The following is a 13163-nucleotide window of genomic DNA, read 5'->3' as shown; positions in this document are numbered from 1 at the left end:
AAGCCGTAGCCGTAGCCGCGTCAGCCGAGATCGACCCTGACAAGCGCCCGGTCGGCCCCCACCTCCATGGTGTACCGGCCGAGCCGGTCGAACAGTGGCCACACCGCCGGATCGATTCCCCGCCGTCGCGTGTCGGTGAGGGCGAACACCACGGTCACGGGAGCAACGCCGCCCCCGGCTGATCCGGAGAAGGCCAGTTCGAGCACGGGCGCGGTCGCGGTGGCTGCGCAGAGCCAGGTCAGGGCGAGCAGGTTCCCGCGACGACCGGGTTCGAGAGTCGCCGCGAGCAATCCGGGGTCGTCGATCGAGACCGATCGACTGAGGCGTTCCGATTCCGTCACCGCGATCTGGAGCCAGGTCTGCTCGTGGTCGGAGAGCAGAGCGAGCCGGAGATCGTCGCCGAGGAGCTCGGCTCTCGCGGCCGTGTCGGCATCGATGGGATGGTCGACCGGCAACCGCGACACAGAGGCCAGGAGACTCTCCGCCGCGCTGTCGAGTCGTCGGAGTTCCGAGACCGAACCCATTCCGTGGCCCACGGCGGAGGCGGTGACGAGACTCTCCGTGACCGCGCGGTCGATCTTCCGCCCGAGATACCGATCCGAGGCACCGATCATCGAGATTCCCGCCACGACGGGTGTGAGTCCGAGGAGGAGGCCGGTCACCCCGGCGGAGAGACTGGACGGGTCGAAGAGGTAGCCGACCACCAGTGCGCCGCCACCGCCGACGGCCAGGCAGACGGCGCCGAAGACGCTCCGCCGGAGCAGCTGCAGGGGGAGGCAGGCGAGCAGGCACGCCCCGAAGCCGATCATCGTCGTGGGGTAGAGGGCTGTGGTGCCGCCGTCGACGGTGAAGGCCGCGAGGTCGAGAGCGATGCACAGCACCCCGGTGCCGGTGAGGAGCCGCGAGAGGCGCCCGGGGATGATTCCCCCGTTCCGCTTCGCTGCCAGCACTGAACCGACGAAGAGCACGATGAGCAGCCCCCAGGCGAGAAGCGTCAACCAGCGGAAGGGTCCGCCCGACCATGACCACGCCAGGGAGGCGAGTCCGCGAACCATCAACAGCCCGCCGAGAACCACGAAACCGAGGCCCAGATAGCCCGCGCTCACGTTGCCGTCCTGGCGGATGCGGGCGCGCAGCCGGCTGATCGCCGCCGGCCCACCGCTGGTCGCCGCGATGAGCTGCGACAGGGTGCTGGTCGCGTCGGGCACGGAGGACGGGGACGAAGACGGGGACGGGTCCGACGTCGCAGAGGGCGCCCGGTCGAACCGCGTACTCATCGCGGAACCTCCAGGAGCACCGTCGTGCCCCGGCCAGGGGAGGAGAACACCCGCGCGACTCCGCCGGCGGCGGCGATCCTGGCCTCGACCGATTCGGCCAGCCCCAGGCGACCCGCGGGAACGAGGGCCCGCTCGAAGCCCGTGCCGGTGTCTGTCACGACCACACGCACGAGCGCCTCATCCTCGCTGACGGTGATCTCGGCGACGGTCTCGCCCGAGTGTCGGCGCACGTTCTCGAGGCACTGGATGACGGCCAGGGTCAGGGCGTCGAGCTGGCCGGATGTCGCAGCCAACCGGGCCCGGCCGTACCAGGTCACGCTGAAGTCGCGGGCGGCGCACCACGTCTCGACCGCCGCGTGGAGCGCACTCTGTGGATGCTCAGCCAGCGAGTCCAGCGAGTCCAGCGCCCCCAGCGCCTCCTGCGAGTCCAGCGACTCCGGCAGATCCTCCGACTCCGGCCTCACCGGCATGGGAACCGCGAGAGTGCCCGCCGTGCGGAGCTGCGCGAGCAGAGCGCTGTCGGCGGCAGCCTGTTCGCGAAGCGCAGCCGGACGCACCCCGACGCCGGAATGAGCGATGACCGTGAGCGTTGCGAGCACCGTGTCGTGCAGCATCCGTGCTCCATAGCGGAGTTCCGCCTCCGTCTCGGTGGAGCGGCGCTCGGCGGCGTAGCCCTCCCTCAGTCGATCGACGCCGGTGTCGGCACGACGGACGCTCCGTGCGAGCCACAACCCGGCGAAGGTCATCGCCATCCAGCCGCCCACCACGGCCACCGCGACGAAGGGCGCGCGGCCGGAGGGTGCGGTCACAACGACGGCGAGAACGAGCACGGGCACGAAGGAGGCAAGCGCGACGACCGGTAGTGAGCGACGATCGGCGACGGCCACGAGCAATGACGGAACGGCCATCGAGGAGAGGGCGGTCACCGTGGCGAGTGTCGCCGGGGAGTCGATGCTCACGCCGGGCAGGAGGAAGGCCGCCAGTGTGGCCAGACCGGCGCCGTAGACCAGTGCCACGCGCACGGCGGTCTGGCGGCTGCCGAGAACCACGAAGCCCGCGATCATGAGGGCGATCCCGAGCAGAGCGGGGGCGAACGATCCCGCCCGGTCCAGCTGCGGCACCACCAGGTTGAGCATCGCGGAGAGAGAGAAGACCACGCCGAATCCCCGCGCACAGACAGCTCCGAGTCGAAAACCCGGAGAGGGGGCCTCTTCGGGGGACGCCGGGCGACGGCTGGCCCCAGAACGTGTCGTCACCTCTGAAATCTACTCCGGGGGAACCCGGAGCGCACGGTGGCGGTCGTCGCCCGCCCGCGCCCCCCTTCCGGGTGTCGTTCCGACAGGATGGCTCCCGCCGATCTGGCAGGATGCCTGTATGGCAGCAACGGGAATCCGACTCGCGATCGTCGATGACCACCGGATGCTCCTGACCGCCCTCGGCGAGTGGATCAGGGCCGCGACCACCGACATCGAGCTCGTCGCCGCGGTGAGCAGCTGGCCCGATCTGCTGGCGCATCCGCAGTTCCCGGTGGATGTCGTACTGCTCGACCTCGACCTGCGCGACAACCTGCCGATCTCGGTCAAACTCCGGGCCCTCTGCACCGTCGGCGTCAGGACGGTGGTGATGAGCACCTACTCCAAGCCGGCTGTCGTGCGTGAAGCGCTCGCCGCCGGCGCCCTCGGCTACCTCGTGAAGAGCGAGCAGGCCGAGAACATCGTGCTGGCCGTGCATGCTGCCCACTCCGGTGCGACCTTCGTGTCTGCCCGGTTGGTCCCGCACCTCGAGGCGGGCGACGACGCGTCGCGGCTGTCGGCGCAGGAACGGCGGGTGATGGCCCTCTACAGTTCGGGAGACTCGGCGAAACGGATCGCGACGCTGCTGCACATCAGCGAGGAGACCGCGAAGTCGCACCTCAAACGGATCCGCCGGAAGTACCGGCTGGCGGGAATCGACGTCGGCACGAAAGTGGCACTCCGCGAGGAGGCGATCCGCAGTGGGCTGATCGGGCCGGATGACCGGCAGCGGCTCGAGCGCTTCGAATCCTGACTCTCCGGCGCACGCCGCCCACCGCGTTTTCCCCACGGTGAGCCGCGTTATTCGGCCGACCCGCCAGCACGGTACGAACAACGCCGCCGAAACCGCCCCCTGACCGGCCCTTCTTCTCGGAGTGCGCTGTTGGAAACACGGGGGTCGCTGCGTAATAGGCACTTAATCGGGTAGATACTGCGGGGAAACCGGGCCCCACTTCACTGGAACAACTACCCGAGCACCTCTTACTCTCTTGGAGTTCCGAATGAAATTCCCGAAACTGGCCGCGAGCCTCGTGCTCGTCGTGGGGGTGTCGGTCTCGCTTGCTGCGTGCACCTCAGCCACTGGATCCTCCTCTGCGGCGAGCACCGCGACAGCGGAGCTCACCTCAGCGCAGACGGCCTGCGTCGCCGCCGTCAAGGCCGATGTCGAGGCCTCGACCGCCGTCACCGCGCTGGTCGCACCCACCGCACCGCTCGACCTGGCAAAGCTCTCCGGCAAGACCGTGTGGTTCATCACCGTCAGCATGAACCAGTTCTCGACCGACATGGCCACGGGTGTGCAGGCTGCTGCCGACGCGGCGGGCGTGAAGATCGTCACCTACGACGGCCAGGGCGCCGCGAACCGCTTCAACGAGGGCATCCAGCAGGCGATCGCCCAGAACGCCGGCGGCATCATCCTCGTCGGTATCGATCCCGCCGTGGTGAGCTCGGCCCTGCAGGAGGCGACCGCTGCGGGCATCCCCATCCAGAACACCCTGAACAGCGACCCGAGCGACCCCGTTCCCGCGGGCATGTACGACAACTTCACCTCCGACTTCACGAAGGACGGCGAGAACGCCGCCAAGTGGGCCCTGGTGGACTCCGGATGCACGGCCGACATCGTCTCGCTCTACTCCAGCTCGGTCGGCGTGTGGCAGAAGATGTACGACGGTGCCAAGAGCGTGTTCGACGAGTACTGCCCCGAGGACTGCACGTTCACGGGCCTGAACGTCGACGTGGCGAACGTCTCCACCGACATCGGCAGCCAGCTCGGAACGGCCCTGCAGAAGGACCAGAACGTGAACTACGTCTACCCCGTGTGGGACAGCGCGACCCCGTTCGTGGCACCCGTGCTCGCCGCGGCCAACTCCAAGGCCAAAGTGCTGAGTCGTGACGGCCTCCAGGTCAACCTCGACGCGATCGTGGCCGGCGACCAGGCCATGACGACGGCAATGCCTCCCACCGCCTGGATCGGCTGGGCGGCCTTCGACGACATCGCCCGCGAGATGACCGGCTCGGCCCTGCTCGACTACGTGATCCCGACCCGGATGATCGACTCGACCAATGTCGGTGACGGTTCGGCCTCATCGACCTTCCCTGAGTACGACGGGTACGCCGACGCGTTCACCACCGCCTGGAAGAGCTAGGCAGCACCGCTGTGGCCGGGCGATGCGATCATCCCGAACAGGTCGCCCGGCCACACCACACCCCCCCCGCACCCTCCCGTCGTTCGCACCCCAACCATCACCAGGAGAGAGCCGCACGCATGAGCGCTTCAACCGCCACGCCGACAGCCACGAACCCGCCGCCGCTGAAACACGACTTCACCGCACCGCCGAAGTCGCAGTTCTCGTGGGCCGGCTTCACCGAACGCTGGGCCCTCGTGGGGGGACTCGCCGTGCTGGTGATTGCCTGCATCATCATCTTCCCGCAGTTCCGCACGGCGTCACTGTTCACCACGATGGTGAACGCGCAGTCGCTCGTGCTCCTTCTCGGGCTCACCGCCACGGTCATCCTGCGCCTCGGCGACTTCGACCTCTCGATCGCCCAGACCATGGTCGCCACGGGCGCCATCGTGGCGCAGCTGGTGAAGCTCGGCGTCCCGGCACCGCTGGCCATCCTCGCCGGGCTCGCCCTCGGCGTGATCGTCGGCCTCATCAACGCGCTGCTGGTGGTCAGGATCGGCGTGGACTCGTTCGTCGCGACGCTCGGTTCGTTCACCGCACTCAGCGGCCTGTCGTACCTCATCACGAACAGCCGGATCATCTCGGGCATCCCCGACGGCTTCGTGGACTTCGCCCGCTCGCAGCTGCTCGGCATCCCGCTGATCACCTGGTACGCCTGGATCCTCGTGATCGTGCTCTGGTACGTCTACCAGCGCACACCGCTCGGCCGTTACACGCTCTTCATCGGCGGCAATCGCAACGCGGCCCGTCTCTCGGGAGTGCCGGTCAACCGCATCCGTGCCGGCGCGTACATCGTCTCCGGACTCCTGGCGTCGTTCATCGGCATCTGCTTCATCGGCTACTTCGGCGCGGTCGACCCGAGTGTGGGCGGCCAGTACATGCTGCAGCCGTTCGCCGCAGCCTTCCTGGGGGCAACGGCCATCTCGGTCGGCCGGTTCAACGCCTTCGGCACAGTCGCAGCGCTCTACCTGCTGACCGTGGGCATCACCGCCCTGCAGCTCCTCGGAGCACAGACCTGGGTCTCGAACGTCTTCTACGGCGTGGCGCTGATGGTCGCGGTGACCGCCGCGAAGATCGCGGGCAGCCGGCGCGGCGGAGGTCAGGCGAAGTGAGCGCCCCTTTCGCCCTCGAGGTGCGGAATCTCGCGAAGTCGTACGGTGGCTCGGTCGCCCTCGAAGACGTCTCGCTCACGGTGCGGGCCGGTGAGGTGCACGCCCTGCTCGGCCAGAACGGCTGCGGCAAGAGCACGCTCGTGAAGAGCCTGACCGGAGTGGTCGTACCCGACAGCGGGAGTGTCGACGTGTTCGGTGAACCGCTCGCGATGCCGACGATCGACCCGCACACCCGCGGTATCGCGGTCATCCACCAGGACATCGGCCTGGTCGAATCGATGACCGTGCTCGAGAACCTCGGCATCAATGCCCGCTACGGCACCCGGTTGCTCGCCCCGGTGAACGTGAGACGTGAGAAGGCGATCTACGAGGAGCTGATGGAGCGGCTGGGCGTGCGCTTCGACCTCGACGCCGAGGTCTCCACCCTCAGCCCCGCCGAGCGCGCGCTGCTCGCCGTGGCCCGGGCGATGCGCCTGATGGACACCGAGAGCGACAAGCAGCTCTTCATTCTGGATGAACCGACCGCCGCGCTCTCGAAGCCCGAGGCCGACCGGCTGCTGGTGCTGATGCGCCGGGTCGCCGACCTCGGTGCCGGTGTCATCTTCGTGAGCCATCGCCTCTCCGAGGTGATGGACGTCTGCGACCGCGCCACCGTGATGCGCGCCGGCCGGGATGTCGTGCACGTGGCGATCTCCGACACCAGTCGCGCCGAGCTGGTCGCCCATATGCTCGGCCGCCGGATGGACGACTTCTTCCCCGTGCCCCCGGCCTTTGCGGGCGGCCCCACCCGGCTGAGCGTCGAGGGCCTGAGCGGCGACCGGGTATCGAATGTGAGCTTCACAGCCCACGGCGGCGAAGTGGTCGGCGTCACGGGACTCGCCGGCATGGGCCAGGAGGAACTGCCGTTCCTGCTGTGCGGTGAACAGAAGGCGACCGCCGGTGGCTATTCCATCGACGGCAGCCGAGCCGAGTTCAGCACCCCGTCGGCGGCGATCGCGGCCGGTGTGGCCCTGGTGCCCGGCAACCGGCTCCGCGACGGGGTCTGGATCGCGGGCACCGCCGAGGAGAACGTCACTCTTCCGGTGATCGGGTCGTTCTCAGCCCTCTTCGGCATCCGCGGCCCGGCACTCCGGAAGCGCGCCACCGAGCTGATGGGCAACGTGCAGGTCACCCCGAACCGCCCCGACTACGCGCTCGCGGCATTCAGCGGCGGCAACCAGCAGAAGATCGTCTTCGCGAAGTGGTTGCAGCTGAACCCCGGCGTGCTGCTGCTCGACGAGCCCACCCAGGGCGTCGATCCGGGCGCCGCGAAGGCGTTGCTGGGCGACGCGATGGATGCCGCAGCCGCCGGCAGCGCGGTGGTGGTGTTCTCGGGCGACCACGAACAGCTCGCGGCGATCTGCCACCGCGTGATCGTGCTCCACCACGGTGAGGTCATCGCCGAGCTCACCCGGGGCAGCGGCGGCCTCACCGAGCATGCGCTCCTGGAGGCCTGCGAGGCCGCCCCGTCGGAGATCTCCGCGGCCGCGTGAGCACGGGCCGCGCATCCGGCCCTTCGAACCTGACCGAAAGAACACCCGCACCACACCCTAAGGAAGTACCGCTATGTCTGCTGACCCGTTCCGTCTCGGCTGGTTCGCCAACCTCACCGCTCCCGAATGGAAGTCGCCCTACCCGGGCAACGACCCGAAGACCTGGTTCGACGGCTCGTTCCACATCGACATGGTGCGAAACCTCGAGCGCGCCGGTTTCGACTTCATCATGCTCGAGGACTCGCTGATGGTGTCGGACATCTATCAGGGCACCTCGGAGATCGAGCTGAAGCACGCCCGCTACGCGCCGAAGATGGATCCGGTGGCGACGGCCGCGATGCTCGCGAAGGCCACCCAGCACATCGGCATCATCGCTACCGCCTCGACGACGTTCTACCACCCGTACCAGCTGGCCCGGCAGTTCGCGACGATCAACAATCTCTCGGGCGGCCGCGTCGGCTGGAACGTCGTGACGTCGAGCGAAGACCTCGCCGCGAAGAACTACGGGATGGACAAGCTGCCCGAGCACGACCTCCGCTACGACATGGCCGAGGAGTTCATGCTCGCGGCCAAGGCGCTCTGGGGCTCGTGGGAGGAGGGCGCCATCCTCGCCGACGCCGAGAGCGGCTACTACACCGACTTCACGAAGGTGAACCCGGTGAACTACGAGGGCACGTACTACAAGACCCGCGGCCCGCTGAACCTTCCAGCCGGCCCCAACGGCGGCCCGGTCATCTGCCAGGCCGGTGGATCGCCCCGCGGCCGGGACTTCGCCGCGCAGTACGCCGATGTGATCCTGACCATCCCGAATGAGGCCGCCGGTGCGAAGGCGTACCGCGCCGACATCCGTCGCCGGGCCGAGTCGTTCGGCCGGAACCCCGACGACATCAAGGTCTTCTCGGTGGTCTACCCGATCGTCGGCGAGACGATGGCTGACGCGCAGGCGAAGAACGAGGCATGGTACGCCCGCAAGCAGCAGAACTTCGAGGTGCAGATGGCTCACTTCGGCGCGCTCACCGAGATCGACTTCTCGCAGTTCGACCCCGACCAGCCCATCCCCGACGACCTCTCGACGAACGGTCACCAGAGCCAGTTCGAGATCTGGCGGAAGCAGCTCGGTGGCAAGACCATCCGCGAGGGGTTCAGTGGGATGCGCGTGCAGACGACCGAGATGGTCGGCACGCCCGATGCGATCGCCAGCCAGATGGACGAGTTCATGCAGGAGGTGGGCGGCGACGGGTTTCTCATCTACGGCCAGCCGATCAGCCGCCAGTACATCTCCGAGATGACCGACGGGGTCGCTCCGGCGCTGCAGAGACGCGGTCTCATGCGGAACGACTACTCGCACAAGACCCTGCTCGAGAACCTGCACTCCTTCTGATGATGCGCCGCGGGTACGTCGACACGAGCGCCGGACAGGTGCACGTGCGTACGGCCGGCACGGGGGAGGAGGTCGTGCTGCTGCTGCACCAGACGGCCGCGTCGTCGGCGATGTTCGAGTCGTTCGTGGAGGCACTGGGTGGCTCGCCGCTCGCGACCTACCGTTTCGTCGCTCTCGACACCCCGGGCTTCGGGAGTTCGTACACGCCCGCCGCGCCCTACAGCTTCGGGGAGTGGGCTGACGTCGTGCTCGACGTGGCCTCGGCAGTGGATGCCCGGGAATTCCACCTCCTCGGGCACCACACCGGCGCGGCCATCGCCATCGCGGTGGCCGCAGCCGACCCCGGCCGGGTGCTGAGCCTCGGGATGATCGGCGGCCTCGTGCTCTCCCAGGATGAGGCCGCGCGGTGGCACGCCTCCGTGCACGGCATGACGGTCGACGATGAGGGCTCCCACCTCGGCATCGCCTGGCAGCAGGTCGCGGCCATCGACGGCGACCCGGACGCCTACCCGCCGGGCCTCGCCCTCCGCCAGCGTGAGGTGGTGGACAAGCTCGGCGCGGGGGAGCGCTGGCACGAGGCGTACCTCGCCGTCTTCGGCGCCGACCTGGGTTCGCAGCTGGCCGCAACCGGATGCCCGGCGGTGCTGTTCAGCGGCACGGCCGACGTGCTTCACCCCTACGCCGGCGCCACGCTCGCCGCCCGCCCCGGCATCCGGTACCACGAGCTGGCGGCGGGCGCCTACGTGCTCGACCAGCAGCCACAGCTGGTCGCGGGCACCTACCTCGACTTTCTCAAGCAGGTGCCGCGGTGATCGTCGCCTGGCGCCTCGAACAGGCGCCCGTGCGCGCCCAGCTCGACCTCATCGCGGCGCTCGACGCGGCCGGCGCGGATGCCGCACTGCTGCCCTGCGAGTCGCTCGCGTCGCCCGACCCCATCCTCATCGCGGGTGCGGCCAGCAGGCGCGCACCGTCGATCGGCCTCGTGCCGACTCTGATGCCGTGGCTGCAGCCGCCGTTCCACACCGCGCGGGCGCTCGGAACGCTCGACGCGCTCACCTCGGGCCGTGCGGGCTGGTTCGTCGACACCGCAGCGCCGACGTTCAGCTCGACCGACGACACCGACCGCTGGAACGCGTCGGGGGTCACCGATGATCTCGCCCTCGAACAGGCGGCCGACGACTACCTGGCCGCGGTGTTCGCGCTCTGGAACTCGTGGGAACCCGGGGCCCTCGTCGCCGACGTCGCGCGCGGCCAGTACGTCGATCCGGCGAAGGTGCACGTCACGAACCACCGCGGTGACTTCTTCTCGGTGCGCGGCCCGCTCAACATGCCGCGCTCGCCGCAGGGCCGGCCCGTCGTGTTCGCGGCCTCAGGCAGCGGCGCGGCAGCCGTGGCCGACGTGGTGATCGCCGCCACCGAGGCTGACGTCGACGGGGCACAGGAGGCGGGGTGCCGAGTGCTGCTGGAGGTGCGCGGAGAGGCTGCCCTCGCGCCGCCGCCCACGGCCGCCGACGGGTATCTCGTCACGGGAGTGGCCGACGGCGCGCTCGCCGGCCAGCTGATCCACGGTGTGCTGCCGGCGCTGGTGGAGGCGCGTGACCCCGCCACGCTGCTCCGCGACCGTCTCGGACTTCCCGAGGCGCGCTTCGCCTGGACACCGGGAGAGAACGCATGAGCCTCGACAGCACCGCCCGCAGGCGGATGATCCTCGGCTGGTTCGTCAACTACATGCCGACCGCCTGGAACCGGCCCTGGGCCGGCCCGAACGTGACCGGCTGGACCGACGGCCAGTTCTACATCGACATGGCGCGGGCGCTCGAGAGATCATCCATCGACCTGATCATGCTCGAGGATTCGAGCGTGGTGCCCGAGAACTTCGGCGGCACGATGGAGGCCGAATTCAAGGCGACAGTGAAGGCGCCGAAACACGATCCTCTGCCCCTGGCCGCCGCGATCGCCGCGGCCACCACCTCGCTCGGCATCGTCACCACGATGTCGACGAGTCTCTACCCGCCGCACCGCATCGCCCAGCTGCAGGCGACTCTCGACCAGCTCTCCGACGGGCGTGCGGGCTGGAATGTGGTGACCTCGTTCGAGGATCTCGCCGCCCGCAACATCGGCCTCGACACGCTCTGGGAACACGACGAACGCTACGCCCGGGCCGATGAGTACCTGCGGGCGGTCTCGTCTCTCTGGCGGGCGGGCGCGGTTCCGGATGCCCGGGGCCGGGCGGTCTTCGAGGGCCGCTCCTTCGCGCTGGATGCCCCGGGCACCACCCCGCTGGTTCAGCGCCGTCCCGTGCTCTGCCAGGCCGGCGGCTCGTCGTCGGGCATGGACTTCGCGGCGAAATGGGCCGACCTGATCGTGTCGGTGCCGAGCGGAATCGATGCGATGAAGGCCTACCGCGACGGCATCCGGAGGCGCGCGGAGGCGGCCGGCACCGACCCGGATGCGACGAAGGTGCTGTACATGGTGACGCCGATCCTCGGGGAGAGCGTCGCCGAGGCGGAGGACAAGGAGGCGCGCATGTACTCGGCCGAGGGCGACAACTTTTTGCGGCGCCTGGTGCAGCTGTCGAACATCGCCGAGATCGACTTCGCCGAGTACGACCTGGATGCGCCGATTCCCGAAGACGCCACGACGAACGGAGCCCAGAGCATCCTCGAGGGCATGAAGAAGATGACCCGCGGGTCATCACTGCGTGAGGCGATGTCGGGCAAGGGGGAGTCCACCTCGCTCCGGCTCGTCGGTACGCCGGAGAGCGTCGCCGATGAGATGGAGGCGGCCATCGACCAGGTCGGCGGCGACGGCTTCCTGCTCTTCCACGGGGGCGGCGGGCTGATCAGCCGGCACTACCTCGACGACGTGCTCGACGGCCTCGTACCCGAACTGCAACGCCGGGGGCTCGCCCAGAGCGGCTACGGCCCCGGTACCTTCCACGACCGACTCACGAACGACACACTCAGGAGCACGACATGATCCACCTCGGCTGGTTTCTCGGCGCAGGCTTCGGCATCCAGCCCTGGAGCGAGAAGGGCGGTGACGGTCTCTGGACCGGATCGAACGTCACCGACTGGATGAAGCCCGACATCTACGTGGATCTCGCGACCTCGATGGAGCGCGCGGGCTTCGACTACATCCTGATCGAAGACACGGCCATGGTGGAGGACAGCTACCAGGGCACCGCGGAGACCTCGCTCCGGCGCGGCTTCATGGCCCCGAAGAACGACCCGATGCCGTTGGTGCCGCTGATGACCCAGCGCACCAAGCACATCGGGATCATCCCGACGGCCTCGGTCATCCAGTACCCGCCCTACCTCGCCGCCCGGCTCTTCGCAACTCTCGACCACCTCACCGAGGGGCGGGTCGGGATGAACGTCGTGACCAGTGTCACCGACAGGGTCGCGCAGAACTACGGGTATGCCGAGCATTTCGAGCACGACGAGCGCTACCTGATGGCTCAGGAATGGGTGGATGTCGTACAGCAGTTGCAGGGTTCGTGGAAGCCCGGCGCGGTGCTCGCCGACGTTTGGAACGCGGTCTACGCCGACCACACGAAGGTGCAGCCGATCGACTTCGTCGGAAAGTACTTCTCCTCCCGCGGTCCGCTGAACACGATCCCGGGGCCGCAGGGCCGGCCGCCGATCGCGTCGGCCGGGGGATCCGAGGCCGGGCGCGACCTCGCCGCCCGCTACGACGACACGATGATGTCGCTCAGCAAGAGCGTCGAGGAGATGAAGGAGTACCGGCTCGACATGCGTCGCCGGGTCGCCGTCTATGGTCGGGACCCGGATGCGGTGAAGTTCCTCTTCCTCGTCACACCGGTGATCGCCGAGACGGATGCCGAGGCCCAGGAGAAGAAGAAGGCCATGGCGGCCGCTCGTCTCAGCGACGCCTCGATCGAGTACAACCTCTGGAACATGTCGTACACCAGCGGTGGCCGCATCGACTTCGGGGCGATCGACCCCGATACGCTCATCCGGGACATCGACTTCAGCCGGCAGAACGGCGAGAACAGCTCGGTGGCGGCGATCTTCCAGAACTCGGCCGATCTGTCGCTCAGGGAAGTCGTGGCGACGTCGTACCAGATCACCGACCTCGGCCTGGTCGGCAGCCCCGACACGGTCGCGGCCAGGATGGGCGAGATCATGGACGAGGTGGGCGGCGACGGGTTCCTGTTCTACCTGCCGACGACCAGGCGGAACATGGCGGAGGTCGCCGACGGGTTGGCGCCGGCGCTCCGGCGGCGGGGGCTGATCCGCGACGGGTATTCCGGGACGACGCTCCGCGAGAACCTGCTCGAGCACTGAGCCCGGCCCGCGACATCCGGCCCGCGACATCCGGCCCGCGACATCCACTCCGCGACATCCACCCGACAGAATCGAG

At 68.7% G+C, this 13163-nt stretch carries 11 protein-coding genes; 9 read left to right on the top strand and 2 right to left on the bottom strand.

The window, feature by feature from the left end; all coding sequences use genetic code 11:
* Nucleotides 1-20 precede the first annotated feature (20 nt).
* Entirely contained in the window at nucleotides 21-1277 is a 1257-nt protein-coding gene (locus B7R21_RS14750; protein ID WP_116283986.1) for a hypothetical protein, read from the bottom strand.
* Nucleotides 1274-2434: a sensor histidine kinase gene (locus B7R21_RS20185; protein ID WP_172592190.1), complete on the bottom strand. Its 1161-nt coding sequence runs from the start codon at nucleotides 2432-2434 to the stop codon at nucleotides 1274-1276. Before B7R21_RS20185 ends, B7R21_RS14750 begins: the two co-directional genes overlap by 4 nt.
* Nucleotides 2435-2651: 217 nt before the next feature.
* On the opposite strand from B7R21_RS20185, the gene B7R21_RS14740 reads away from it, so the two are divergent.
* The 9 genes from B7R21_RS14740 (at nucleotide 2652) to B7R21_RS14700 (ending at nucleotide 13087) form a co-directional block, all read left to right on the top strand.
* The gene (locus B7R21_RS14740) at nucleotides 2652-3323 is read left to right on the top strand and encodes a LuxR C-terminal-related transcriptional regulator (protein ID WP_116283985.1); all 672 of its coding nucleotides are present in this window, start codon (nucleotides 2652-2654) and stop codon (nucleotides 3321-3323) included.
* 247 nt (nucleotides 3324-3570) lie between these two features.
* Nucleotides 3571-4713, top strand: coding sequence for a sugar ABC transporter substrate-binding protein (locus B7R21_RS14735; protein ID WP_116283984.1), 1143 nt, complete (start codon nucleotides 3571-3573; stop codon nucleotides 4711-4713).
* A 119-nt stretch (nucleotides 4714-4832) separates the two neighbouring features.
* Nucleotides 4833-5864, top strand: a complete 1032-nt coding sequence (locus B7R21_RS14730) for an ABC transporter permease (protein WP_116283983.1) — start codon at nucleotides 4833-4835, stop codon at nucleotides 5862-5864.
* Nucleotides 5861-7396 (top strand): sugar ABC transporter ATP-binding protein, encoded by a 1536-nt coding sequence (locus tag B7R21_RS14725; protein ID WP_172592189.1) that lies wholly within the window; start codon nucleotides 5861-5863, stop codon nucleotides 7394-7396. The genes B7R21_RS14730 and B7R21_RS14725 overlap by 4 nt, the downstream gene beginning before the upstream one ends.
* Before the next feature lie 73 nt (nucleotides 7397-7469).
* Entirely contained in the window at nucleotides 7470-8777 is a 1308-nt protein-coding gene (locus tag B7R21_RS14720; protein WP_116283982.1) for an NtaA/DmoA family FMN-dependent monooxygenase, read from the top strand.
* Nucleotides 8777-9589, top strand: coding sequence for an alpha/beta fold hydrolase (locus B7R21_RS14715; RefSeq protein ID WP_116283981.1), 813 nt, complete (start codon nucleotides 8777-8779; stop codon nucleotides 9587-9589). The genes B7R21_RS14720 and B7R21_RS14715 overlap by 1 nt, the downstream gene beginning before the upstream one ends.
* Nucleotides 9586-10452, top strand: coding sequence for an LLM class flavin-dependent oxidoreductase (locus B7R21_RS14710; protein ID WP_216364251.1), 867 nt, complete (start codon nucleotides 9586-9588; stop codon nucleotides 10450-10452). The genes B7R21_RS14715 and B7R21_RS14710 overlap by 4 nt, the downstream gene beginning before the upstream one ends.
* A complete protein-coding gene (locus B7R21_RS14705) occupies nucleotides 10449-11756 on the top strand; it encodes an NtaA/DmoA family FMN-dependent monooxygenase (protein ID WP_216364249.1) in 1308 nt (435 codons plus the stop codon). Before B7R21_RS14710 ends, B7R21_RS14705 begins: the two co-directional genes overlap by 4 nt.
* Nucleotides 11753-13087: an NtaA/DmoA family FMN-dependent monooxygenase gene (locus tag B7R21_RS14700; RefSeq protein ID WP_116283980.1), complete on the top strand. Its 1335-nt coding sequence runs from the start codon at nucleotides 11753-11755 to the stop codon at nucleotides 13085-13087. The genes B7R21_RS14705 and B7R21_RS14700 overlap by 4 nt, the downstream gene beginning before the upstream one ends.
* The last annotated feature ends 76 nt before the right edge of the window (nucleotides 13088-13163 follow it).

This window comes from Subtercola boreus, from assembly GCF_003399625.1.
GTDB lineage: Bacteria > Actinomycetota > Actinomycetes > Actinomycetales > Microbacteriaceae > Subtercola > Subtercola boreus_C.
This window is presented reverse-complemented; position numbering and strand designations above follow the sequence as displayed.